The organism is Mesorhizobium sp. M0514 (genome assembly GCF_040321145.1).
GTDB lineage: Bacteria > Pseudomonadota > Alphaproteobacteria > Rhizobiales > Rhizobiaceae > Mesorhizobium.
The window spans coordinates 1-23,682 of sequence record NZ_JAMYQZ010000062.1 but is presented as its reverse complement, the minus strand read 5'-3'; the positions used below and the strand labels follow the sequence as shown (position 1 = coordinate 23,682).

General features: G+C 63.3%; 25 protein-coding genes, 2 tRNA genes and 2 pseudogenes. 19 read left to right on the top strand and 10 right to left on the bottom strand.

Going from position 1 to position 23,682, the window contains the following annotated elements:
- The first annotated feature begins 65 nt into the window (after positions 1 to 65).
- The 5 genes from NKI61_RS22850 to NKI61_RS22830 all read left to right on the top strand — a co-directional run bounded on the left by NKI61_RS22850 (position 66) and on the right by NKI61_RS22830 (position 4,735).
- The gene (locus tag NKI61_RS22850) at positions 66 to 899 is read left to right on the top strand and encodes a hypothetical protein (protein ID WP_023824114.1); all 834 of its coding nucleotides are present in this window, start codon (positions 66 to 68) and stop codon (positions 897 to 899) included.
- 13 nt (positions 900 to 912) lie between these two features.
- A complete protein-coding gene (locus tag NKI61_RS22845; RefSeq protein ID WP_352840918.1) occupies positions 913 to 1,881 on the top strand; it encodes a DMT family transporter in 969 nt (322 codons plus the stop codon).
- On the top strand, positions 1,874 to 2,107 hold the full coding sequence (locus NKI61_RS22840; RefSeq protein WP_352840917.1) for a hypothetical protein: 234 nt from the start codon (positions 1,874 to 1,876) through the stop codon (positions 2,105 to 2,107). The genes NKI61_RS22845 and NKI61_RS22840 overlap by 8 nt, the downstream gene beginning before the upstream one ends.
- A gap of 166 nt (positions 2,108 to 2,273) precedes the next feature.
- On the top strand, positions 2,274 to 2,720 hold the full coding sequence (locus NKI61_RS22835; RefSeq protein ID WP_352840915.1) for a Ros/MucR family transcriptional regulator: 447 nt from the start codon (positions 2,274 to 2,276) through the stop codon (positions 2,718 to 2,720).
- 137 nt (positions 2,721 to 2,857) lie between these two features.
- Positions 2,858 to 4,735, top strand: a complete 1,878-nt coding sequence (locus tag NKI61_RS22830) for an ABC-F family ATP-binding cassette domain-containing protein (protein WP_352840914.1) — start codon at positions 2,858 to 2,860, stop codon at positions 4,733 to 4,735.
- A gap of 18 nt (positions 4,736 to 4,753) precedes the next feature.
- Here NKI61_RS22830 and NKI61_RS22825 read toward each other — a convergent pair whose 3' ends face one another.
- A complete protein-coding gene (locus NKI61_RS22825; RefSeq protein WP_352840912.1) occupies positions 4,754 to 5,455 on the bottom strand; it encodes a hypothetical protein in 702 nt (233 codons plus the stop codon).
- 406 nt (positions 5,456 to 5,861) lie between these two features.
- On the opposite strand from NKI61_RS22825, the gene NKI61_RS22820 reads away from it, so the two are divergent.
- Positions 5,862 to 7,970 carry a molybdopterin-containing oxidoreductase family protein gene (locus tag NKI61_RS22820; RefSeq protein WP_352840910.1) on the top strand — a complete coding sequence of 703 codons (2,109 nt, stop codon included), beginning with the start codon at positions 5,862 to 5,864 and terminating at the stop codon, positions 7,968 to 7,970.
- 58 nt (positions 7,971 to 8,028) lie between these two features.
- Here the strand turns inward: NKI61_RS22820 and NKI61_RS22815 are convergent, their stop codons facing one another.
- Positions 8,029 to 8,505 (bottom strand): Lrp/AsnC family transcriptional regulator, encoded by a 477-nt coding sequence (locus NKI61_RS22815; RefSeq protein WP_352840908.1) that lies wholly within the window; start codon positions 8,503 to 8,505, stop codon positions 8,029 to 8,031.
- 103 nt (positions 8,506 to 8,608) lie between these two features.
- On the opposite strand from NKI61_RS22815, the gene NKI61_RS22810 reads away from it, so the two are divergent.
- The 6 genes from NKI61_RS22810 to NKI61_RS22785 all read left to right on the top strand — a co-directional run bounded on the left by NKI61_RS22810 (position 8,609) and on the right by NKI61_RS22785 (position 14,329).
- The gene (locus tag NKI61_RS22810; RefSeq protein ID WP_352840907.1) at positions 8,609 to 9,811 is read left to right on the top strand and encodes a diaminopropionate ammonia-lyase; all 1,203 of its coding nucleotides are present in this window, start codon (positions 8,609 to 8,611) and stop codon (positions 9,809 to 9,811) included.
- 2 nt (positions 9,812 to 9,813) lie between these two features.
- On the top strand, positions 9,814 to 11,040 hold the full coding sequence (locus tag NKI61_RS22805; RefSeq protein WP_352840906.1) for a Zn-dependent hydrolase: 1,227 nt from the start codon (positions 9,814 to 9,816) through the stop codon (positions 11,038 to 11,040).
- A 12-nt stretch (positions 11,041 to 11,052) separates the two neighbouring features.
- Entirely contained in the window at positions 11,053 to 12,225 is a 1,173-nt protein-coding gene (locus NKI61_RS22800; protein WP_352840904.1) for an amidohydrolase, read from the top strand.
- A 96-nt stretch (positions 12,226 to 12,321) separates the two neighbouring features.
- Positions 12,322 to 13,125: an agmatinase gene (gene speB, locus NKI61_RS22795; protein ID WP_352654493.1), complete on the top strand. Its 804-nt coding sequence runs from the start codon at positions 12,322 to 12,324 to the stop codon at positions 13,123 to 13,125.
- Positions 13,126 to 13,188: 63 nt separating this feature from the next.
- Positions 13,189 to 13,962, top strand: coding sequence for a 4-hydroxy-tetrahydrodipicolinate reductase (gene dapB / locus NKI61_RS22790; RefSeq protein WP_352840902.1), 774 nt, complete (start codon positions 13,189 to 13,191; stop codon positions 13,960 to 13,962).
- A 142-nt stretch (positions 13,963 to 14,104) separates the two neighbouring features.
- Positions 14,105 to 14,329 carry a DUF680 domain-containing protein gene (locus NKI61_RS22785; protein WP_352840928.1) on the top strand — a complete coding sequence of 75 codons (225 nt, stop codon included), beginning with the start codon at positions 14,105 to 14,107 and terminating at the stop codon, positions 14,327 to 14,329.
- 193 nt (positions 14,330 to 14,522) lie between these two features.
- On the opposite strand, the gene NKI61_RS22780 is transcribed toward NKI61_RS22785, so the two are convergent.
- The 4 genes from NKI61_RS22780 to NKI61_RS22765 form a co-directional block, all read right to left on the bottom strand.
- Positions 14,523 to 15,047 (bottom strand): SixA phosphatase family protein, encoded by a 525-nt coding sequence (locus tag NKI61_RS22780; RefSeq protein WP_023705321.1) that lies wholly within the window; start codon positions 15,045 to 15,047, stop codon positions 14,523 to 14,525.
- Between the two features lie 6 nt (positions 15,048 to 15,053).
- Entirely contained in the window at positions 15,054 to 15,761 is a 708-nt protein-coding gene (gene purN, locus NKI61_RS22775) for a phosphoribosylglycinamide formyltransferase (protein ID WP_352840900.1), read from the bottom strand.
- Positions 15,758 to 16,837 (bottom strand): phosphoribosylformylglycinamidine cyclo-ligase, encoded by a 1,080-nt coding sequence (gene purM / locus NKI61_RS22770; protein ID WP_352840927.1) that lies wholly within the window; start codon positions 16,835 to 16,837, stop codon positions 15,758 to 15,760. Before purM ends, purN begins: the two co-directional genes overlap by 4 nt.
- 115 nt (positions 16,838 to 16,952) lie before the next feature.
- Positions 16,953 to 17,174, bottom strand: coding sequence for a hypothetical protein (locus NKI61_RS22765; RefSeq protein ID WP_023670284.1), 222 nt, complete (start codon positions 17,172 to 17,174; stop codon positions 16,953 to 16,955).
- Here NKI61_RS22765 and NKI61_RS22760 point away from each other — a divergent pair.
- The 5 genes and pseudogenes from NKI61_RS22760 to NKI61_RS22740 all read left to right on the top strand — a co-directional run bounded on the left by NKI61_RS22760 (position 17,076) and on the right by NKI61_RS22740 (position 20,222).
- Positions 17,076 to 17,568, top strand: a pseudogene (locus NKI61_RS22760) (CDP-alcohol phosphatidyltransferase family protein). The gene NKI61_RS22765 and the pseudogene NKI61_RS22760 sit on opposite strands and share 99 nt — an antisense overlap.
- Positions 17,540 to 18,724: an AI-2E family transporter gene (locus NKI61_RS22755; RefSeq protein ID WP_352543822.1), complete on the top strand. Its 1,185-nt coding sequence runs from the start codon at positions 17,540 to 17,542 to the stop codon at positions 18,722 to 18,724. Before NKI61_RS22760 ends, NKI61_RS22755 begins: the two are co-directional and overlap by 29 nt.
- Positions 18,725 to 18,726: 2 nt before the next feature.
- On the top strand, positions 18,727 to 19,431 hold the full coding sequence (gene hdaA, locus NKI61_RS22750; RefSeq protein WP_352543823.1) for a DnaA regulatory inactivator HdaA: 705 nt from the start codon (positions 18,727 to 18,729) through the stop codon (positions 19,429 to 19,431).
- A gap of 123 nt (positions 19,432 to 19,554) precedes the next feature.
- Positions 19,555 to 19,809, top strand: a complete 255-nt coding sequence (locus NKI61_RS22745; RefSeq protein ID WP_352840898.1) for a FitA-like ribbon-helix-helix domain-containing protein — start codon at positions 19,555 to 19,557, stop codon at positions 19,807 to 19,809.
- Positions 19,806 to 20,222 carry a type II toxin-antitoxin system VapC family toxin gene (locus tag NKI61_RS22740; RefSeq protein ID WP_023695548.1) on the top strand — a complete coding sequence of 139 codons (417 nt, stop codon included), beginning with the start codon at positions 19,806 to 19,808 and terminating at the stop codon, positions 20,220 to 20,222. The genes NKI61_RS22745 and NKI61_RS22740 overlap by 4 nt, the downstream gene beginning before the upstream one ends.
- A 307-nt stretch (positions 20,223 to 20,529) precedes the next feature.
- Here NKI61_RS22740 and NKI61_RS22735 read toward each other — a convergent pair whose 3' ends face one another.
- The 4 genes and pseudogenes from NKI61_RS22735 to NKI61_RS22720 form a co-directional block, all read right to left on the bottom strand.
- Positions 20,530 to 20,790 carry a hypothetical protein gene (locus NKI61_RS22735; RefSeq protein ID WP_023689056.1) on the bottom strand — a complete coding sequence of 87 codons (261 nt, stop codon included), beginning with the start codon at positions 20,788 to 20,790 and terminating at the stop codon, positions 20,530 to 20,532.
- A gap of 391 nt (positions 20,791 to 21,181) precedes the next feature.
- Positions 21,182 to 21,493, bottom strand: a complete 312-nt coding sequence (locus NKI61_RS22730; protein WP_352840896.1) for a hypothetical protein — start codon at positions 21,491 to 21,493, stop codon at positions 21,182 to 21,184.
- 179 nt (positions 21,494 to 21,672) lie between these two features.
- Positions 21,673 to 21,749 (bottom strand) — tRNA-Pro (locus tag NKI61_RS22725).
- Between the two features lie 51 nt (positions 21,750 to 21,800).
- A pseudogene (locus NKI61_RS22720) lies at positions 21,801 to 22,984 on the bottom strand (flavin-containing monooxygenase).
- A gap of 173 nt (positions 22,985 to 23,157) precedes the next feature.
- Between NKI61_RS22720 and NKI61_RS22715 the strand changes: the two are divergent.
- Both NKI61_RS22715 and NKI61_RS22710 read left to right on the top strand, forming a co-directional pair.
- Positions 23,158 to 23,463 carry an ETC complex I subunit gene (locus tag NKI61_RS22715; RefSeq protein ID WP_023670294.1) on the top strand — a complete coding sequence of 102 codons (306 nt, stop codon included), beginning with the start codon at positions 23,158 to 23,160 and terminating at the stop codon, positions 23,461 to 23,463.
- A gap of 60 nt (positions 23,464 to 23,523) precedes the next feature.
- A tRNA-Arg gene (locus NKI61_RS22710) sits at positions 23,524 to 23,600 on the top strand.
- Positions 23,601 to 23,682 lie beyond the last annotated feature (82 nt).

Sequence of the window (23,682 nt, the reverse complement as noted above, 5' to 3'; positions counted from 1 at the left end):
TTTTACAGGGGTGGGGAAATTAATCGACAGTTTACCAAGTGATGCCCCCATCCTGGAGAAGTAGAATGAACGCCCATACCATACCTGAACTGCGCTACGCGATGAGCCGAGAAGCCATTATCGGCCATGAGACGGCCTGGAAAGTGTCGGGTTTCGGCGTTGCGCAGTATCTGCATGGCTACGACCCGGCGCTGCTGGCGGCGATCGAAGAGGCGGCGTTGAAGCTCAAGGCCAGCCACGCCGTGCACAAGCACCTCGACCTTACCTTCATCACCGGCGCCGACCGTTTTATCCCGGAGATCAAGGAGTTGCTGCATGACAAGCTGCGCCTGGAACGTCTGTCCGACATGATGGGCGCCAAGCTCGAGCCCTATCCGCTGTCGATCGTCGGCTCGACCGTCACTTTCATGAATCCCAAGGACGGCGCCGTCGATTGGCATTGCGACGGTGTCCCGGTCACCGAACTCATTCCGCTGTCGATCAGCAATCCGCTGGTCGGCGGCCATCTCGAAATCTACTGCGACGATTCCGAGACCGGCCGCGCCATCCTTGAATCCGGCCGCGAGATTCCGCGCAACCAGGTCATGCGCATCGACCACAAGATGAACTACGCCACGCTCGGCCAGTTTCTCGGCGTCCTGCACCGCACCGCGCCGATCCAGCTCGGCTCGCGCGTCACGCTGGTCCTCAACCAGCGCTCGGTGGCCAAGCCTTATGTCGACGACAATCGCATGTTCTATCTCGCAGCCGACAATGATCACGATCGCGAATGGGTCAACGAACTGGCCGAAGACGTCTGGACGAACCAGCTGCCGGCCTATCGCCGCTTCGAGGAAGAGCGTCCGGTTGCGGCGGCGACCGATGCGCCGGTCCCGGGCGGATCAAGGGAATCATGGTAGCCAGAGCATAGAAGTGGACACCGGTTTGGCCGTCGGTAACATCATGGTCGGCGATAAGGACAAGGCACCGTCGCGCCGATTCCGGGATGGATCCGGCTCGCCATCGGCCCTGGTCTTCGCCGCCGGCGCGGTCGCCCTGTGGTCGACCAACGCGCTGGTCGGCAAATCCCTGCTGGCCAGCCATCCGGTGTCGCTCGTGCAGTTGCTGCAATTTTGTGGAGCGGCTCTGGTGTTCGCCGTCATCCATCTGGCGAGCCGGAAGAGCGGCCTGCAAGAGGCAGCCTTTGCCAAGGGTGCTGACGGCACCCTGGCGCCGGTCGCGGTCGGCTTTATTGGCCTGGTCGGCACCATGGTGCTGCAATACATCGCCTTTGCCTCCATGCCGGTGATCGAGGCCAATCTCGTCGCCTACACCTGGCCGCTGATGGTCGCGGCGGCGGTCATCGTGCTGGGCAAGCGGCAACGCCCCGCGCTGCTGGGTTTGACTGCCGTGCTTGGCTTTGTCGGCGTGGCGCTGGTGATCTCGGGTGGTCGCGGCCAGCCTTTTCTCCAGGGCAGCATCGTAGGCTATCTCGCTGCCTTCGGCTCGGCGCTGTGCATGGCCTTCTATTCGATTGCGGTCGCCCGCCTGGCCACACCGTCGGAGCGTTTGCTTTTGCCTTCGGCGTTGGTCGGCGTCGGCCTGACCTTGCTGTGGTGTATTCACGACGGCGCAGCCTGGCCATCCAGCGAGCACCTCCTGCTTGGCCTCTATCTCGGTGCCGGTCCGATGGGGCTGGGATATTATTTCTGGTCGCGCGCCTTGAAGCTTGAAGGCGGCGGCAAGGTTGCGGTCATCGCCTATCTGACGCCGATCGCATCGACGCTGCTGCTGACATTTTCGGGCGAAAGGCTGACGCTGACCGCGATAGCCGGTGCGGTCCTCGTCATCGGCAGCTGTATTGCGGTGGGCATAGAACGCTCGGAGGCTGAAGATGCTTGACGACGATGAACGCCTCGCCAGACAGGAAGCATTCTGGCTGATCAAGGAGTTCGGCGCCGAGGCGCCGCTTTATGCCGCCATGAAGGCCGAAAAGGCGATAGAGCAAAAAGATTTCGGCCGGTGCGCCCGCTGGAAGCGCATTCTGGAGATACTGGCCGACTCCAAACCTGCGGCGTCCGTGCAGTTCAAATCTGCTGGCGCGAAGTCGGCCGTTTCCAAGTATTAGATTTTCTAATTTGCAACGTTGCAACCTGTTGTGGAAACATCCTCCTGTTCCGATTCTTGATCGTTTATTGAGACTTAGCGACCCGTTGGGGGGTGCAGCTAGGTCGATACATCAAGAGAAGTCTTAAAAAAAGCCGGCAACTTCATGACCGGCGGGAGAAACAGAATTGCACACCATCGACAGCAAGACCGCTATTGAACTGACTGCTGACATCGTCTCGGCCTATGTCGGCAACAATCCTCTCCCTGCGTCCGGCCTGCCGGATCTGATCGCCAGCGTCAGCGCATCGGTGCGCAAGCTGGGCAGCATTGCCGCCGTGGAAAGCCCCGCGCTGAACCCGGCTGTCAATCCGAAGCGGTCGGTGTTTCCCGACCACATCGTCTGTCTCGAGGACGGCAAGAAATTCAAGTCGCTGAAGCGCCATCTGATGACCGACCATGGTCTCAGCCCTGAGGAATATCGTGGCAAATGGGGGCTGCCGTCGGACTATCCGATGGTGGCGCCGAACTACTCCGCGACCCGTTCGGCCCTGGCCAAGTCCTCGGGCCTCGGCCGCAAGCCGGCCGTTGCGGCCGCCGCGGCCAAGGTGACGAAGCGCAAACCCAAAGCCTGAACCAGGCAGCCTCTGAAAGTCAGTCTGCAGTTAGCAGTGATGGACGGCGCGCTTAAGGCGCGCCGTTTTCATGCCTTATGCCCCCGCCGGCGCCCAGGCCCTTGCGAAGCGCCGCCCTCCCGTGCAAAAGCCCCGGCATGCTTATCATCAACGATCTTTCGCTCCGCATGGCCGGACGCTTGCTTCTCGATCACGCCTCGCTGACCTTGCCAGCCGGCACAAAGGCTGGCCTCGTCGGCCGCAACGGCACCGGCAAGACCACGCTGTTCAAGGCCATCACCGGCGACTTTCCCTCCGAGACCGGCTCGATCAGCCTGCCCAAGAACACCCGCATCGGCCAGGTGGCGCAGGAAGCGCCCGGCACCGAGGAGCCGCTGATCGAAATCGTGCTCAAGGCCGACCTCGAGCGCACCGCATTGCTCGAGGAGGAAAAGACCGCCACCGACGCGCACCGCATTGCCGACATCCATATGCGGCTGGCGGATATCGATGCGCATTCGGCGGAATCCCGCGCGGCCACCATCCTCGCCGGCCTCGGCTTCGACGACGCCGCGCAGAGACGGCCGGCCTCGTCCTTCTCCGGCGGCTGGCGCATGCGCGTGGCGCTTGCTGCCGTGCTGTTTGCCGAGCCCGACCTTCTGCTGCTCGACGAGCCGACCAACTATCTCGATCTCGAAGGCACGCTTTGGTTGGAAAACTACGTGTCGAAGTATCCGCACACGGTGCTTCTGATCTCGCACGATCGCGACCTGCTCAACCGCGCCGTCAATTCCATCGTTCATCTCGACCAGAAGAAGCTGACCTTCTGGCGCGGCGGCTACGACCAGTTCGAGCGCCAGTACACCGAGCAGAAGGAGTTGCAGGCGAAGGGCCGCGTCAAGCAGGAAGCCGCCCGCAAGCACATGGAATCCTTCGTCGAACGCTTCCGCGCCAAGGCTTCGAAGGCGAGACAGGCGCAGTCGCGCATCAAGGCGCTGGAGAAGATGAAGCCGATCGCGGCGCTCGTGAACGACACGGTGCGGCCGTTCTCTTTCCCCGAGCCGGTGAAAACGGTGGCCTCGCCGATCATTGCCTTGAACAACGTCAATGTCGGCTACACCGAGGGCCAGCCGATCCTGAAGAAGATGACGCTGCGCATCGATGCCGACGACCGCATCGCGCTGCTCGGCGCCAACGGCAACGGCAAGTCGACCTTCGCCAAGCTTCTGTCGGGCCGGCTGAAGCAGGAGAGCGGCACCATGACGGTCGCGCCGGGCCTGAAAGTGGCGATCTTCGCCCAGCATCAGCTCGACGACCTACGCCCGGATGAAAATGCCTATGAGCATGTCCGCCGGCTGATGCCGGAAGCGCCGGAATCCAAGGTGCGTGGTCGCGTCGCCCAGTTCGGTCTGACCACCGAAAAGATGAACACCGCCGCCAAGGACCTGTCGGGTGGCGAGAAGGCGCGCCTGCTGATGGGCCTGTCGGCTTTCGAGGGGCCGAACCTGTTCATCCTCGACGAGCCGACCAACCATCTCGACATCGACAGTCGCGAATCGCTGATCCATGCATTGAACGAGTTTCCCGGCGCCGTCATCCTGATCTCGCATGACCGCCATCTGCTGGAAGCGACCGCCGACCGGCTGTGGCTGGTCAAGGATGGCGCGGTCAACCCGTATGACGGCGACCTGGAGGACTACAAGACGCTGGTCACCGGCGTGTCGGGTGACCGCCGCGGCAAGCGCGAGGCCGAGAAGGCATCAAAGGCCGATCGCCGCCGCGATGCAGCCGCGCGCCGCGCCGCCTTCGAGCCGCTGGCCAAGGAAATACGCGCCACCGAAGCGCTGATGGACCGCATCCGCAAGCGCATCGACCTGATCGAGGACGAACTCGCCAACCCGGCGGTGTATGAAAAGGATCCATCGACGGCCACACGGCTCGCCAAGGAGCGCTCGCAGCTGGCGCAGCAGCTGGCCGGCCACGAGGAAAAGTGGCTGACCATGTCGGCCGAGTATGAGGAAGGCACAGCAGAGTAAAGCGGCGCCGTCTCCGCGCTAGCGGATGCTGTCACGTTTGATTGTGTGTTCTGAAAGAAAGCGCCCAGCGGCGGCACACATTTTTTGGGGCTGGTTATAGATCGCCCGCGAGACAATGAGTCGGACGTCCCAGCCGTCAACGATCGTGTTTATGCCGCACCTTGGCGTCGAGGAGCATGGATGCACCTGATCGGCAATTCCGTCTTCCACGATACTGCTGTCGTAATCATCATCGCGGATACAGTATTCATCGGATTTAACTCTGGGATAGCGGCTACTGTTGCTTAAAGTGATATTCAAGAAATTGTCCTTAAGCCGTGCGGGATCGGACAACACAGCCGGCGTCAATTGATCCGTCTTGAGGTCGATAACTGTCTCAAAATCTATGAAAAAGGTTCTTCGCGCGGGCCATTCATACCAGCGGCTTTCTCTGCGTCCTCCCGGGGCAATCGCACCGTTGGTGCCTATCTCTATGGTCACGAACGCTCGTGGCAAGACGACGCGCCACTCAAGGGGCTTTGCCTCAGGCGGAAGACGTTTGCCCCCTTTGAACGGGGTTCGTAGTACGACCCCATAAGGCTCCATGCTTTTGGAAATCATACGAGATGCGCCGAACATTGAAGTGGTGAGGCTTGCGAGAGCCCCGCCCAACAGGAGCAAGGCGCCTGACAATACGACAACCGCAAGAACCAGCCCGACCGCGAGCTTTCGATATTTCATGGATACGGTCCTTCAAAGCCATCTCCATGAATACCCTAGGAAACCAATATCCGCAGTTGAATTTGAGATATGAGCCTAACAGCATGCTAAGCGAGGTGCAGCCCAGCGCCGCGCCGCCTTCGAGCCGCTGGCCGGCCATGAGGAAAGTGGCTAACCATGTCGGTCGAGGATGAGGAAGGCACGGCGCAGTAGGGAGCGGTCCTCCCTTCTCCCCTTGTGGGAGAAGGTGGCCGAGCGAAGCTCGGTCGGATGAGGGGTGTTCCAGGGAACGCCAACGTCTCACTCCGCTGGAACACCCCTCAACCGTCTCGGCGCTGTGCGCCGATCCACCTTCTCCCACAAGGGGAGAAGGAAGAGGTGCCATCTGGCCCTACACGTCGCCGTCATAAACGGTTAGTTTGACCCCATGAACCAGCACGCCAAGCTCCGCATCGGCCACTCCGCCTGTCCACATGATTGCCCGTCGACCTGCGCGCTCGAGGTCGAACTGCTCGAAGGCAATCGCATCGGCCGTGTCCAAGGCGCCAAGTCCAATACGTATACGGCTGGCGTCGTCTGCGCCAAGGTCGCGCGCTATGCCGACCGTGTCCACCATCCCGACCGGCTGCTGAAGCCGCTGGTGCGTGCCGGCGCCAAGGGTGACGGCGTCTGGAAGGTATCCAGCTGGGAAGCGGCACTCGACCTCGTCGCCGAGAAATTTATCGCGGCCGAGGAAAAATACGGCTCCGAGACCGTCTGGCCTTATTACTATGCCGGCACGATGGGGCTGGTGCAGCGCGACGGCATCGACCGGCTGCGCCATGCAAAAAAATACTCCGGCTTCTTCGGCTCGATCTGCACCAATCTGGCCTGGACCGGCTGGATGATGGGAGTGGGCGCCTTGCGCGGTCCCGATCCGCGCGAGATGGCGAAGTCCGACTGCGTGGTGATCTGGGGCACCAATGCCGTGGTCACGCAGGTCAATGTCATGACCCACGCCATCAAGGCGCGGAAGGAGCGTGGCGCCAGGATCGTCGTTATCGACGTCTACGAGAACGCGACGATGAAGCAGGCTGATATGGGCCTTGTGCTGAAGCCCGGCACCGATGGCGCGCTGGCCTGCGCGGTCATGCATGTGCTGTTCAGGGAAGGCATGGCCGACTGCGCCTATCTCGAAAGATACACCGACGATCCGAAGGGGCTGGAAGCGCATCTGGAGACGCGCACGCCGGGATGGGCTTCCGCCATCACCGGTCTTGCCGTCACCGAGATCGAGGCTTTCGCACGCCTCGTCGGCACGACGAGGAAAACCTATTTCCGCCTCGGCTATGGCTTTGCCCGCCAGCGCAACGGCGCGGTCAACATGCACGCGGCATCCTGCATCGCCGCCGTCACCGGCGCCTGGCAATATGAGGGTGGCGGTGCCTTCCATTCCAATTCCGGCATCTTCAAGCTCAACCAGGATGTGCTGGAAGGCGCCGCGATGCGCGATTCCAATATTCGCCATCTCGACCAGTCGCGTATCGGCCCGGTGCTGACCGGTGCAGCGGACGCGCTCTATGGCGGCCCGCCGGTGACGGCGATGCTGATCCAGAACACCAACCCGGTGAATGTCGCGCCCGAGCAGCGGCTGGTGAAGCAGGGTTTCCTGCGTGACGACCTGTTCACCTGCGTGCACGAGCAGTTCATGACCGACACGGCAAAGCTCGCCGATGTCGTTTTGCCGGCAACGATGTTTCTCGAGCATGACGACGTCTACAAGGGCGGTGGCAACCAGCACATCACGCTCGGTCCCAAGCTGATCGAACCGCCGGAAGGGCCGCGCACCAACCATTTCGTCATCGAGCAATTGGCGCAGCGTCTCGGCGTCGCAGACCGGCCGGGCTTTGGCCTGACGGAGCAGCAGCATATCGACATCATCCTCGGCAAGCGCGGGCTGGGCTCCTTCGCCAGCCTCAAGGAAGACAAATGGGTCGACCTGCAGCCGGATTTCGAGGCGGCGCATTTCATCGATGGTTTCGGCCATGCCGACAAGAAATTTCACTTCCGCGCCAATTGGAGCGGGCAGGCGGCGCCCAACCGGCCGCCGAAAATCATGGGCCTGTTCGGGCCGGTGGCGGAACTCCCCGAATTCCCTGACCATGTCGACCTGATCGAGGTGGCGGACGCCGAGCATCCGTTTCGGCTCGCCACATCGCCGGCGCGCAACTTTCTCAATTCGACATTCGCCGAGACACCTGTGTCGAGAGCCAAGGAAGGCCGGCCGGAACTCCTGGTGCACCCGGACGATGCCGCCGCGCTTGGATTGGGCGACGGCGACCGTATCGAGGTCGGCAGCCGGCGTGGCGAGGTGGTGCTGCACGCAAAGCTGTTCGAAGGCCTCAAGCGCGGCGTGGTGATCGCCGAGGGCATCTGGCCAAACAGCGCCCATGAGCGTGGCGAAGGCATCAATGTGCTCACCGGCGCCGATGCGCCGGCACCTTATGGCGGCGCTGCCTTTCACGACAACAAGGTCTGGCTGCGGCCGGCGGGCTAAAGCAATTCCAGGAAAAGTGTGAGCGGTTTTCCGTCCGGAATTGCGTAAAAGAGACTGGCTATCCCGGCAGAGGCACCGTCAGCCCCACCTTGACACGGTCCATGGCAACGAAGGTGCGGAATTTTCGGACATTCTTGCTGTCGAAGAACAGTCTGCGCGTCAGGGCCTCATAGGCCCCCATGTCGGCCGCGGTGATGACTAGGATGAAGTCGGCCTCGCCGGTGACGTAGTAGCATTGCTGCACTTCGGGCTCTGCCGAGAATTGCCGCTTGGCCGCATCGATCAGGTCCGAGCGTTCGCTCTCCAGTTCGACCTCGACGAAAATGGTGATGGGCTGGCCGACCACAAGGGGGTTGATGACAGCGACGTTGCCGGCAATGACGCCGGACTGTTCCATGCGCTTGATGCGCCGCTGCACCGCCGGCGCCGACAGGTTGACGGCTTCGCCGATCAGCCGCTGCGGCGTCGTGTTGTCCCGCTGCAGGATGGCAAGGATGGCGAGGTCGAAACTGTCGAGCGAAGGCGATCGAGGCAAAGCGCTATCCTGGCGAAACAAACTTGCATTTCGAAGCGCCAATAACAGCGCTATTTGCGCCTCGGCTGCAATATGATTTCGTCACACCCAAAGGAGGCCACCCGTGTTCCTGCTCAACAGCAATGCCTTGCACCGCCGGCCGCTCGATCCGGTCGATGCCGAAACGCTGGGGAATGCCGGCGCCGATACGGTCGAGCGGTTTCTGGCCCATCGCGACAATCACCTGGCAACTCCGTTGCATGCATTGCCGACGCTGGCCGGCGAACTCGGCCTCGGCGCCGTCAACATCAAGGATGAAGGCTTTCGCCTCGGTCTCGGCAGTTTCAAGGCGCTCGGCGGCGCCTATGCCGTTTTTCGACTGGTGCTGGAGGAGGCAAGCCGGGCGCTTGGCCGGCCCGTCGACGTGGCCGATCTCGACCGGCCCGAAATTCGGGCGGTCGCTGCCGGCATGACGGTAGCTTGCGCCACCGACGGCAATCATGGCCGCTCGGTCGCGCAAGGTGCACAGTTGGTTGGCGCGAAAGCGGGAATCTTCGTTCACGCCGGCGTCAGCGAGGCGCGCATTGCAGCAATAGCCCGCTATGGCGCCGAGATGATCCGCGTCGACGGCAATTATGACGACTCGGTCAGGCAGGCCGCCGAGGTTTCAGCTGAGCAAGGCTGGACCGTGGTGTCCGACACCTCCTGGCCGGGCTACGAGCGCATCCCCGGTCTGGTCATGCAGGGCTATACGGCGATCGTGCGCGAAGCGTTGGGCCAGTTGCCGCAGCCGCCGACCCATGTCTTCGTGCAGGCCGGTGTCGGCGGTATTGCCGCCGCCCTGGCCGGCCATCTCGCCATCGTGCTCGGTGACGCCAGGCCGACCTTCATCGGCGTCGAGCCGGCCCGCGCCGCCTGCGTTGTCGCAGCCGCCCGGGCGGGCCACGTGGTCAAGGTCGCACACGATCAGCCGACGGTGATGGCGATGCTCGAATGCTACGAGGCCTCGCAAGTTGCCTGGCGCGTGCTGGCCCGGGTTGCCGACGCCTTCATGACGGTGGACGAGGACGAGGCCGTTGCAGTGATGCGGCTTCTTGCCCGGCCGCGTGCCGGCGATCCGGCGATCGTCTCGGGCGAAAGCGGCGGCGTCGGTCTGGCCGGGCTGATCCGGGCGGTGGCCGACCACAAGGCCGCGCTCGGGCTCGACGACAAATCCCGCGTGCTGCTGATCAACACCGAAGGCGCCACAGACCCGCATCGCTATACCGAGCTGGTCGGGCAGAGCCCCGCCGATGTGCTGGCCGGCAAGCTGAAGGCCGAGGCATAGCCATGATCGGGATCGATGCACAGCGTCTGCTTCGCCGCATCCGGGAACTCGGCGCCGTTGGCCGTGACAGTGAGGATAGGCTGATCCGGCTCGCCGCATCCGACACAGACAAACAGGGCCGTGACCTCTTTGTCGGCTGGCTCAGGCAGGCCAGGCTGGAAGTCGCCATCGACCGGGTCGGCAATATTTTCGGCATCTGGCAATGCCCCGACAATGCCGGGCAGGCGCCACTGCTCATCGGTTCGCATATCGACACCGTCATCGATGCCGGCATCTATGATGGCTGCTACGGCGTGCTGGCCGGGCTGGAGGTGATCGAGACGCTGCAGGCTTCGGGCTTTTCGCCGTCGCGCCCGGTCGCGGTCGCCAATTTCACCAATGAGGAAGGCGTGCGCTACACGCCTGACATGATGGGCTCGCTATGCCATGCCGGTGGCGTCAGCGCCGAGGCCGTGCTGGCCGCCATCGGCACGGATGGCAGCGTGCTCGGCCAGGAGCTCGCCCGCATCGGCTATGCCGGCGACCGCGAACCCGGCTTCCTCAAGCCGCATGCCTATCTCGAACTTCATATCGAGCAGGGGCCGGTGCTGGAGCGTGAAGGCGTGCCGATCGGCGCGGTCGAGAATTTGCAAGGCATTTGCTGGCAGCGCATCACCATCGACGGCGCCGCCAACCATGCCGGCACCACGCCGATGTCGATGCGCAGCGACGCCGGCCACGCCGCCGCCCGCATCATCACCTTCCTGCACGATCGGGCCAGGGCTTCAAATGGGCCAACCGTGGCCACGGTCGGCACGATGCGCTTCGAACCCAACGCCATCAACGTCATTCCCGCGCGCGCCGTCTTCACCATCGACCTGCGCGATCCCGACGAACAGCGCCTGCAGGCGCATGAGGCGGCCCTTGCTGCCTATCTCGAGGAGCTTGAGGTTTCGGAGAACGTATCGATCTCGGTCGAGCGGCTCGCCCGCTTCGAACCGGTGCTATTCGACATCGGCATCGTCGAACTGATCGAGGCGGCCGCGAAGAACCGCGGTCTCGGCGTCAGGCGCATGACATCGGGCGCCGGCCATGACGCGCAGATGATGGCCCGCCTCGCGCCGGCGGCAATGATCTTCGTGCCGAGCGCCGGTGGCATCAGCCACAATCCGCGCGAACACACTGAAGATGCCGAGCTTGTCGCCGGCGCCAACATCCTGCTTGATGTCGCCAGTGAGCTTGCAAAATAGGTCAGGGAGAAAATGGCTGAGCTCGATCGTGATGTGCTGAAGCAGGAAATGACCGGCTGGCGGCGCGATTTGCACGCGCACCCCGAGTTCGGCTTTGAGGAAAAGCGCACCGCTGCCTTTGTCGCCGCGAAGCTGCGCGAATTCGGGCTGGACGATGTTGCAGAGGGGGTCGGCGGCACCGGCGTCGTCGGCACATTGAAGCGCGGCAGCGGCAACCGGGCGATTGCGCTCAGGGCCGACATGGATGCGCTGCGCATCACCGAGCAGTCGGCGACAGCCTATCGCTCGCAGAACCCCGGCATCATGCATGCCTGCGGTCATGACGGCCACACCACCATGCTGCTCGGCGCGGCAAAGCTGCTCGCCGCCGAGGGCGGTTTCGACGGCACCGCGCGTTTCATCTTCCAGCCCGCCGAGGAATGGGGCAGGGGCGCGATGGCGATGCTGGACGACGGGCTGCTGCAGCGATTTCCCTTCGACGAGATCTTTGGCCTGCACAACATGCCGGGCCTGCCCATTGGACATTTCGAGACCCGCGCCGGCCCGTTCATGTCGGCGGAGGACAATTTCGAGATCGTGCTCAAGGGGATCGGCGGCCATGCGGCGCGGCCACATTCCGGGAACGAGACGCTGGTCGCCGCCTGCGCGCTGGTCACCAATCTGCAAACCATCGTCTCGCGAAGGCTGAGCCCGGCCGACATTTCGGTGGTTTCGGTGACCGAGCTGATCACCGACGGCACCCGCAACGCATTGCCCGGCCTCGCCCGCATCCTTGGTGACGCCCGCAGTTTTCGTCCCGAGGTCAGCGCCGAGATCGAGCGCCAGATGCGGGTCATCGCGGCGGGCACCGCCGCCGCCTACAATGTCACCGCCGACGTGACCTACAGCAGGGAATTCGTGCCGCTGCAGAACGATGCCGACCTGGTGGACGCGGCCTTTGTCGCCGCAAGGCGCGTGCTGGCTGATGGCGCCGCCAGCATCGCGGCGGAGCCGATGACCGCCTCGGAGGATTTCGCCCGCTTCCTCGATCACGTACCGGGCTGTTTCGTGTTTCTCGGCAATGGCGAGACCTCGCCGCCGCTGCACAATTCCAGCTACGACTTCAACGATGACGGGCTGTTGCACGGCACGGATTTCCATATCGCGATCGTCAGGCAAAGGCTGGGCGGCGCGATCGTGAAGTGACGCCTGATCGCCTTCGCAGCTGGCCCAAGCGGCACTGCTATCGCCAGCCAGCTGCCGGGTTTAGGGAGATGGCCTGTTGCCGGAGATCGCACGCCGATGACCAGGGTTTCGCTTCTGGGAATACCGCATGACGAGAACTCGTCCTATCTCAAGGGCGCGGCTGCAGCGCCGGCCCTGATCCGGCGCGAACTCAAAAGCGACGCCCACAGCTCGTGGAGCGAAACCGGCTTCGATGTGGCGGACAATTTCGTCGACCACGGCGACATCGACTTTTCAGGCGCCGGCGATCCGTGGGAGCGAATCGAGGCCGAGGTCGGCCGCGCGCTGGATGCCGGCCACCCGTTGATCAGCCTCGGCGGCGATCATGCCATCGCCTGGCCGGTGCTGCGTGCCGTGCGCCGCCGCCATGCCAGGCTAACGATCGTCCAGATCGACGCCCATCCCGACATCTACGATGCCTATCAGGGCAACAGGCGATCGCACACCTCGTCCTTCGCGCGCATCCTGGAGGAGGGGCTGGCCGACCGGCTGATCCAGATCGGCTTGCGCACCCTCAATGATGAACTTCGTGACCAGCTCAAGCGCTTCGGCGTCGAAATGATCGAGGCGCGGCATTTCAGCGAGGACCTGCAGCTCGATCTCAAGACGCCGGTCTATCTCTCGGTCGATCTGGACGGCCTCGACCCGGCTTGTGCGCCGGGCGTGTCGCACCGCGAACCCGGTGGTCTTACAACCCGGCAAGTGATCAACCTGATCCAGCGGATCGACCAGCCCATCGTCAGCGCCGATGTCGTCGAATACAATGCAAGCCAGGACGTCTCCAATCTCACCGCGCTGGTTGCCGCCAAGCTGGTCAAGGAGATCGCCGGCATGATGCTCAAGACGCATGGCGCCGGCTGAATCAATCTGGCAGGGCGGCATGGTAGATCATTGTTGTGACTCGCATTTCCAGTGAAAGCCGCCATGCGGCATCTGTTGAAGATAGCCATAGCCGGTGCGCTCGGCCGCATGGGCAGGGAGATAGTCGATGCCGTCGAGACCGATCCCAGGCTGGCGCTCGTCGCCCGCTTTCACAGGCCGGGCAGCGCCGGCGAGGGGCTGGTCGAGCGCGACGAAGCACTGGCGCTTGCGGATGTCGTCATCGATTTCACCACGCCTTCGGCCTCCGTCGATCTTGCACAAGCTTGCGCGGCCCGCGGCGGCCCGGCGCTGGTCATCGGCTCGACCGGCTTCGAGCCGGCCGATCTCGCTGCCATCGCTGCTGCTTCGAAGTCCGTCGCCATCGTTCGCTCAGGCAGCTACTCGCTGGGGCTCAACATGCTGGCTGGGCTGGTCGAACAGGCGGCGCGAGCACTTGGTCCCGCCGCCGACATCGAGATCCTGGAAGCGCATCACCGCATGAAGGTCGACGCACCGTCGGGCACGGCGCTGATGCTGGGCGAGGCGGCCGCTCGCGGACATGGCGTCAGGCTGGACGATGTGGCGAAACGCATCCGCGACGGCGTTACAGGTCCACGCCCTGCCGGCGAGATCGGCTTTGCCGTGCTGCGCGGCGGCAGCATCGTCGGCGAGCACAGCGTGAGCTTCCTCGGTGAGGGCGAAACGCTTACGCTCTCGCATTCAGCCGGCGACCGCTCGATGTTCGCGCGCGGCGCCATTGCGGCAGCACGCTGGGTCGCCGTCCGGCCGCCCCGCGAATACGACATGCGCGACGTACTGGGCTTCACGACCTTTTGAGTTGCAAGGGTAACGCAACGAGGGGCGTTGCGAGGTCGGAGCCGCATAGAGAATAGAATATAGCAACAACTACGCCATTTCGCGCCTTCCCACACCGAACCGAACGGTTCGGTTCGCACATTTTTGTGATTGGCAATGGCAGATCGCATTTACCGCTGCTGCCATCCTCCTTGCCACCGGCACCGCTTTCGCAGGCAGCGACCACTACGGCTCCGACAGCGTCAACCAGCCTGGTGTAACAGCGCCCGCCGGCAACATCGATCACAATTATACCGCCTCGATCCGCAAGCCGGCCAGCCTCGGCGATTTCACGATCAAGGGCGACTCGAACCAGCCGGAATCCGGCCAGGGCATCTGGGGTCGTTGATTTTCTGAGAAATCTACGACCACAAAGAGCGGTGGGCCCGGCCCACCGCTCTTGTTTTTATGCAATCGACTCGGGGCCGCAAAGATCTTGAATCAATCCGCCAGCAATTGGTCCTATCTCCTTGTTTGACCGTGGTCTTTTCAAAACACGGTTTGCGGCTGTCACCTGCGGCTAGCCCGTTAGGCAGCTTGGTCTAGCTTAGATCCTTCGGCTTGATGCAATGCGTCAACCGGGCCGCGCCGAAGCCGAGATCCGCCCAGTCGCCGTCGATGACAAAGCGGGCAAGGGCGCCGGTCGGGAATTTCTCTTCAAGTTTCCTGAGAGCAGCCACACCCGATCGCGGACCGGCGAGCCGGCGGGCAAAGTCCTCCAGGCCGGGATTATGGCCGAGCACCAGGAGACAGCTAGCCGATGCGACTGCCTGCTGCAGCTCGGCCAGAATGTCGCCAGCCGTGGCTTCGAAAAGCGCCTCGGCGAACTCCACCGTTACGCTCGCCGACAGTTCCGCCGAGACCAGCCGCCATGTCTCGCGCGTACGCAGCGCCGGCGACACCAGCGCCAGGTCAGGCAGCCAACTGCGCCGGGCCAGTTCGCGCCCCATCAGCGGCGCCGTCTTCAGCCCGCGCGGCCCGAGCGGCCGGTCGAAATCAGCAAGCGCCGGGTCGTCCCAGCTCGACTTGGCGTGGCGCAGCAGGAGCAATTGTCTCGGTGTCGCCATGTCGGCCTACGGCGTGATCCGCGCCAGATGTTCGAGATCGCGCTCTTCGCGCAGCGGGTCGGGGGCCATCACCACCGAAGTTCCGTTTTCGGCATCGTCAGCGAAATGCGCCAGCACAGTGCGGCCGCCTTCCATGCGCGCCTTGCCGTCGGCGACGAGGCCGAGCGCCAGCGCGTAGAGCCGGTGCTCGGCTTTCAGAACGCGGGCGGCCAGTGTGTCCTCATTGTCGCCGACCATCACCGGCACCGCGGCTTGCGCGATGATCGGGCCGTCATCCATCTCAGGCGTAACGAAATGCACCGTGCAGCCATGGATACGCATGCCGGCGCGCAATGCCCGTGCATGGGTATCCAGGCCCTTGAAGGCCGGCAGCAGGGCAGGGTGGATGTTGATCATGCGCCCCTGCCACTTCTCGACCAGGCTGCGGGACAGGATGCGCAGATAGCCGGCCAGCGCCACGATCTCGGCGTTGAATGCAATCAGCGCGGCGTCGATCGCCGCATCATGGGCTTCCTTGCTGGCATGGTCGGCGCGCACGATGACCTTGGTCGGGATACCGCGCGCGGCCGCGATGCCGAGGCCGGCGGCGTTGGCTCGGTCGGAGATGACGCCGACGATCTCGGCGGGATAGGCCGGGTCGCTCGCCGCCGCGATCAGCGCCGTCATGTTCGAGCCGCGTCCCGAGATCAGAACAACCGTGCGTTTCCTGCTCATAGGCCGATCGAGCCCCGATAGATGACGCCGGCGTCGCGGCGCGGAACGATGCGGCCGATCGGCGTCACAGTCTCGCCGGCCTCCTGCAGCACGGCTGCGACCTGTGCCGCCTGGCCGGAGGCGACGACGAGGATCATGCCGATGCCGCAGTTGAAGGTGCGCATCATCTCCTCCGGCGCCACGCCGCCAGTCTTCGCCAGCCAGGAAAACACCGGCGGCACATCGATCGCATTGAGATCGAGCTCGGCGGAAAAGTCCTTCGGCAGGACGCGCGGGATGTTTTCAGGGAAGCCGCCGCCGGTGATGTGGGCCAGCGCCTTGATGCCATGCGTGTTGCGGATGGCCTTGAGGACCGACTTCACATAGATGCGGGTCGGCTCGAGCAGTGCCTCGGCCAGCGTCGCCTCATCGTTGAACGGCGCCGGATCGCTCCAGGCAAGCCCGCTGACGCCAACGATGCGGCGCACCAGTGAAAAGCCATTCGAATGCAGGCCCGAGGAAGCCAGCCCAAGCAGCACGTCGCCTTCGACGATATCGTCGGTCGGCAGCAACTGGCCGCGTTCGGCAGCACCGACGGCGAAACCGGCAAGGTCGTAATCCTTGTCGTTATACATGCCGGGCATTTCGGCGGTCTCGCCGCCGATCAGCGCGCAGCCGGCCTGTCGGCAGCCGATTGCTATGCCGCCGACGATTGCCGCCCCCTGGTCGGGGTCGAGCTTGCCGGTGGCGAAATAGTCGAGGAAGAACAGTGGCTCGGCGCCCTGCACGACGATGTCGTTGACGCACATGGCGACGAGGTCGATGCCGATCGTGTCGTGCTTGCCGGCATCGATGGCGATCTTCAGCTTGGTGCCGACGCCGTCATTGGCGGCAACCAGCACCGGATCCGTGAAACCCGCCGCCTTGAGGTCGAACAGGCCGCCAAAACCGCCGATCTCGCCATCGGCGCCCGGCCGGCGCGTCGCGCGCACCAGCGGCTTGATCTTCTCGACCATGAGGTTGCCGGCATCGATGTCGACGCCCGCCTCGGCATAGGTGAGCCCGTTCTTGCGCTTGGCCCGGTCGCCCTTGCTCATCGTCGGCGCATCCCTGTTTCCCTCGGCGGCTCTTCGCATGAATGGTTTCGGGGGGCAAGGATGACGACAGGATACCGGGCTTTTGCCCAAGATAAATACGTGGACAGTCGCCCCTTCACCGCTGGTCCTTGCAGCCACAATCCATCTCCATCATCGATCTGCAGAACAAGCATGGCGGGACATGCCTTTGACCATTCCCAACCTCATCACCATCCTGCGCTTCGTGCTGGTGCTGGCGATGCTGAACATGCGCTGGGACTGGGCCTTTGCCGGATTTCTCGTTGCCGGAATTGCCGATGGCGTCGACGGCTTCATCGCCCGCCGCTTCAACCAGCATTCGAACTCGGCGCCTATCTCGATCCGATGGCCGACAAGGTGCTTCTGGTCTCGGTGTTCGTGGTCATGGGCTTCATCGGGCAATTGCCGCTGTGGCTGGTGGTGACCATGGTGTCACGCGATGCGCTGATCATCTGCGCCGTGCTTTTGTCCACGGTCATGGCGCATCCGGTCGAGATGAAGCCGCTCTATGTGTCGTAGGCCAACACCGCCGCCCAGATCGTGCTGGCGCCGTGGTGCTGGGCGAACTTGCCCTTGGCCTCCACCTCGACCCGCTCAGGCCTGCGCTCATATTGCTGTCCGGGGTCTTGACCGTGGCTTCGGCCGCGGCCTATCTCGTGGCTTGGCTGAGGCATATGAGCGGCTATGGCGAAGGCTCCACCCCGGGTAGTTGACAAGAATGCCGCGTTAGCAGACGCGGCTGCGTCCCTGGCGTTTCGCCGCCAGATTTTCTTCTGGCTGGGCACGGCAATCTTCCTGGCGCTGTTCCTCTACATTTTTTCCAGCATCCTGTTGCCGTTCGTTGCCGGCATGGTGCTGGCCTATTTCCTCGACCCGGTCGCCGACCGGCTGCAGCGCCTCGGCCTCTCCCGGCTGATGGCGACGGTGGTCATCCTGATCGCCTTCATCGTCCTTTTGGTGCTGGCCTTCGTCATCCTGGTTCCGGTTCTGGCCACGCAGATGGCCGATTTCGCCAGCAAGCTGCCGGAATATCTGACCCGGCTGCAGTCGCTGATCACCAGCTTCGATCCCAAATGGCTGGAGCAGAAATTCGGCGTCAATGCCAATGGCCTGCGCGACGGGCTGAATTCGCTGCTCACTTCCGGTTTCGGCTTGCTGAGCACCGTCTTCACCTCGATCTGGAGTTCCGGCGTTGCTCTGGTGTCGGTGGTCAGCCTGTTCGTGGTCACTCCGGTTGTCGCTTTCTACATGCTGCTCGACTGGGATCGCATGGTGGCGGTCGTCGACAGCTGGGTGCCGCGCGATTATGTCGGGACGGTCAGGGCGATCTCCAGGGACATCAACACCGCGACCGCCGGCTTCGTGCGCGGCCAGGGCACGCTGTGCCTGGTGCTCGGCGGCATGTATGCCACCGGCCTGACGCTGACCGGGCTGAATTTCGCCATCCTCATCGGCCTCTTCGCCGGGCTGATCTCGTTCATCCCTTATGTCGGCTCGCTGACCGGACTGGTCCTGGCCGTCGGCGTCGCCTTCGTCCAGTTCTGGCCGGACTGGACCATGATCGTTGCTGTCGCCGTGGTGTTCTTCATCGGCCAGTTCATCGAAGGCAACATCCTGCAGCCCAGATTGGTCGGAAAAAGCGTCGGCCTGCACCCGGTCTGGCTGATGTTTGCGCTGTTCGCTTTCGGCGCCCTGTTCGGCTTCGTCGGCCTTTTGATTGCCGTTCCTGCTTCGGCGGCGGTTGCCGTGCTGGTGCGGTTTGCCATTGCCCGCTATCTCGAATCGCCGCTCTACAAGGGACACTCCACCGAGCCCGTCCCGCCGCTGCCCGCTGCTCGCGGCGGCGGCCACCGGTCGCCGCGCGGCTGAACGTGACGGATCATAAGACCGAACCGCCGCGCCAACTGCCGCTCGACCTTGGCCACGGCACCGGCTACTCGCGCGACGAACTGGTGGTGTCGGCCACCAACCGCGAGGCGGCAGCCCTTGTCGATCGCTGGCCGGACTGGCCGTCGCCGGTGATCGTGCTCGCTGGCCCGGCCGGTTCCGGCAAGACACATCTGGGCTCGATCTGGCAGGCGCGGGCCAACGCTGTGGCGGTCGATGCCCAGCGCATCGGCAATGCCATCACCGGGCTTGGCGGCAGGCCCGCGCTGATCGACGATGTCGACAAGACAGCCATCGACCAGGCGGGCCTGTTCCATCTCATCAATGAAGTGCGCGGCGCCGGGGCCACCTTGCTGTTGACGGCGCGGCGCTTCCCCGCCGCCTGGAGGGTGACGTTGCCCGATCTTGCCTCGCGGCTGAAGGCGGCGGCAACCGTCGAGATCCATGAGCCGGACGATTTGCTTCTGGCCGGTGTCATCACCAAACTCTTCGCCGACCGCCAGGTCGAGGTCGAGCCGCATGTCGTGCAATATCTGGTGCGCCGCATCGAGCGCTCGCTGGCCACCGCCATGCGCGTGGTCGAGCGCCTCGACCGCACCGCGCTCGAGCGCAAGACGCCGATCACCAGGGCGCTCGCCGCCGAAACCGTCAGCGCAATGGACGAAGGGCAGGGCGAGTTCGAGGTTTAGATCCTGCTGCAATTCCCTGGACGGCGATTGTCGATCCCGCCCGTGCGACGTTTTCAAAACATGCATGGTGACATCACCTGAAACAATATGATACTTTCAATCAATGACATCGGAGCGATATCAATGCCTGCAGTGACCGTCCGAAATCTTCCGGAAGCGACCCACCGAGCTCTGCGTATACGGGCGGCCTTGCACGGTCGCAGCACCGAGGCCGAGATACGCGACATTCTGGAAAACGCGGTGCGGCCGGACGGCCGTGTGAAACTCGGCTCCGTTCTGGCAGACATTGCCCGACGCGCCGGGCTGACCAATGAAGACGTGGAGGTTCTGGAGCAGGCTCGCGACAAGGCGCCGGCCGAACCGCTGGGGTTCGAATGATCCTCCTCGATACCAATGTCGTTTCGGAGGCCATGAAGCCCGAACCGCATCAAGCTGTGTTGGCCTGGCTTGATAACCAGGCCGAGGAAACGCTTTACCTCTCCAGTGTGACGCTCGCCGAAGTGCTGTTCGGCATCGAGGCCATGCCGGCGGGTCGTCGCAAGGCTGCGCTCGCTGAAACCTTCGCCGGTGTGTGCGCCGTGTTTGAGCGGCGCATCCTGCCTTTCGATACCGAGGCGGCCCGGCACTATGCCCGACTTGCAGTGAAGGCGAGGGCAGCCGGCAAGGGGTTTCCTGTGCCCGACGGCTACATCGCGGCAATCGCCTCCGCAAACGGCTTTCATCTCGCCTCGCGTGACACGGCGCCATTCCATGCGGCCGGCGTGCCTGTCATCGATCCTTGGCAGCCGTAATCAGGTACGGCAGCCCGACCAGAGCGCGAGCTGCGAACATGCGTTTCCGCAGGATTTCCTCTACAGCGACGACAGCGTGTTCGAATGAATACACTCGATCTCTCCGTGCCCACCGCCGCATGAGGGCCGCTGTCCCATTTCGGGAAACATTATCTGGCATCCGTCTTGCACCTGGGAACTTGCCGGCTGACCCCGGTCCTGGTCGCGTTCCTGATCGGGTTGTAGGCTCGCCGGGAGTGATGATTGGGGTTCTCGCCCGGCGAGCTTACCTTCGTAGAGCAGTCACCGGAGTGTCCGGGAGGGTGCCCTATAGCCACAACGCCGCCAGATACCGGACCAGCAGATAGACCACCGTATGCGCTGCCACGTAGCACGCGACGACGACGACAAAGAACAGCACGCTGGCGGGCCACGACCGGGGACGGCCTTGCCTCTTGCTCGGCCGGTTGTTCCAGATCCACAGGGCTGCACAGATAATGGCCCAGACGACGACGAACGGAACCGTGATGCGGATGTAAGCGAAGTAGGCAGGGCCAATCAGCGAAAGCCATGCCTCGAGACCAAGCATCCAGAATCTCCCCTTGCCCGGAGTCTAATGCATGTCGCTCAAAAGTGGTCCCGGTTTTGAGAGAACGACATGCATCAAAACAAAAATCAAAGCGCGTCGCCTGGATACGTTTCAGCGCGACGCGCTTTTAGACCGGCGATAGAGGTGGAAGCGAGGGGATTATCCCTGCGTCGATTTTCAGCCAAACCCGCCGAAGGGATGCTGTTCGATGACACGGGCGCCTGATGCATGTCGCTCAAGTGGCCCCGGTTTTGAGAGAACCGCATGCATCAAACATGCATCAAACAAGACCTCAAGCGCGTCGCGTGAGTCCGTTCAAATGAGACGCGCTTTAGGTCAGATTGGTGCTCCGGTCGCCAAACTCGGCCGTAGCAGGTCTAAAGCGATCGGATCAGCCGCAGACCCTGACCTCTTCGACGACCCTGTGGTGATGGCGCCAGTGCCTGACCAGTTCGATATGGCAGCGGTGATGGCGATGGTGGCGCCGCCATTGGCCATCCTGGTTGTCGCTGTAGTCGTCGCCATAGTCGTCGCTATAGTCTTTGTGGCGCTGGTGATGGCGAAGAATCTGTATATCGCCATCGTCGGACGAATATTGATCGTCGTCATCGGACTGGATAGTCAGACTGGCGGCTTGCGCCGGTGCGATCAAAGCCGCCGTTCCGGCGAACGCGATCATCGAGGTGATGAGAAGGGTTTTCATTGTTTGCTCCTTGGGTTGAACATACACAACTCTCGGAGCGAACTGGTGTTCCAATGTAGGGTCCGATCGGCGAGCGGCTGCTGCTTGGGCAATGCGTGCCGCCATGCGCTACCGGCGAGGCAGCCATTGGCGACCTTGGGAGTGATACCTTGGGCAAGGACTGGCTTTGTGGGAAAAAATGGTCGGAGTGGAGAGATTCGAACTCCCGACCCTCTGGTCCCAAACCAGATGCGCTACCAGGCTGCGCTACACTCCGAGGCCCTGCGGCGTATACGGTTCCGGACCCTGTCGCGCAACCCCTAAAACATCAAACGGGGCTTGGCGGTATGCGCTCCCGCGCAATCCTGGCTGCGATCGCCTTGGCCTGGATGCGAGCATTGGCGAAGCAGCCACGGATGCTTGGCCGCATGCCGGTGAACCACAGGCCCGGCAGTTTCGGGTCGCTGTCGGCGCCGTTGAACAGCGGCACGCCCTTTTGGTCGAGCACGCCGAGCTTGCCCAGCATGGCCTCGAGCCCGGTGCGGTAGCCGGTCGCGGCGATGACGATATCGGGCTGGATCGTCGCGCCATCGTCGAAAACGACCGTGTCGCCGGTAAATTCCCGCACGGTTGGCAGCACGATGATCCTGCGGTCCTTGATGGCATCGACGGCGCCGTCATCGGTGGCGATGGCGGTATAATCCGACGCCAGCCGGCTTGCGCCGCCCGAAGGCGTCGGCGGCAGGCCGTAGGCCGTGAGGTCGCCGAAGGCCCATCGCTGCGTCGCCGCCATCACCGCATCGGCGAGCTTGAACGGCAGCCGCGCCAGGATCGGCGAAAATCGGTGGACGGCGATCTGGCCGAGGCGCTTGGGCAGCAGTGCCGGACCGTTGCGCGCCGACAGCCAGATCTGTCCCGCGTCGGCTGCCACCAGGTGATTGAGCACGTCGAAGCCGGAATTGCCGGCGCCGACGACCAGCACTTTCTTGCCCGCATAGGCCTTGGCGTTACCGAATGCGGCCGAATGGATGATGCGTCCGGCAAAGGCCTTCATGCCTTTCCAGGCCGGGATGAAGGGCTGCCGGTCGCGCCCGGTGGCGATGACGACATGGCGCGCCAGCCGCGGCCCGGCACTGGTCCGCACAAGCCAGTGGTCGCCCTCGAAGCCAATCTCCTCGACCGCGATGCCGAACTCGACCGGCAGCCGGTGCATGGCGTGGAATTCGTTCAAATGGCCGATGATGGTGTTTCGGTGCGGAAGGCAGGGGTGCCGGCAGGAAAGGAAACGCCCGGCAGCGCCGAAAGGTCGCGATGCGTGTTGAGATGCAGTCGCTCGTGCCGCCCGTGCCATGGCTCGGCCAGCCGGGCTTCCTTTTCCAACACCATCACAGGCACGCCGGTCTTGAGCAGCGCATGGGCTGCGGTCAAGCCGGCTGCCCCGGCGCCGATCACGATCGCGCCGTCGAAAATCGCTTGGCTGTCGGCCTCGGCGTGCAAAATCCCTGCGTCCATGCCTCTTTGTGTCGCCATCATGACCATGACTTTTGATGCTACGCCAGTGTATCGGGCCGATGCCGCTGCCGAAGCGGCCTGGTTGCAGGCCGCTTCGGCCTTGCCGTCGGCAGTGTTGCACAGTATTGACTGAAATAAGGCGGCGCTACCGCCAACGCAGCTACGAGGTGCCCATGTCCGCGCGAATTTTCAGCCCAGCCAAAACCGCGATGCAGTCCGGCAAGGCCAAGACCGGCCATTGGGTGCTGGAATTCGATCCCGCCCAACGCAAGAAGATCGACCCGCTGATGGGCTACACCACATCGGGCGACATGCTGAGCCAGATCAGGCTGACCTTCGACACCAGGGAAGAAGCGGTGGCCTATGCCGAAAAGCAGGGGCTGGCCTTCCGTGTCGAGGAGCCGAAAGAGACCAAGCGCCGGCAGATTTCCTATGCGGAAAATTTCCGCTATGACCGCAGGATACCCTGGACGCATTGACCGGCGGTCAGCGCCTGGCACATAGACACCAGCCGGCCAAGATATCAAATGCCGGCCAGCGGTCCCGTAGCTCAGCTGGATAGAGCACCGGCCTTCTAAGCCGATGGTCACAGGTTCGAATCCTGTCGGGATCGCCAACAACTTCAGGTCCATTCCGGACACATAGGTTACGGTTTATATCGGAGACATGGGTAACACTTTTGGCCCGAAGGGGTTTTG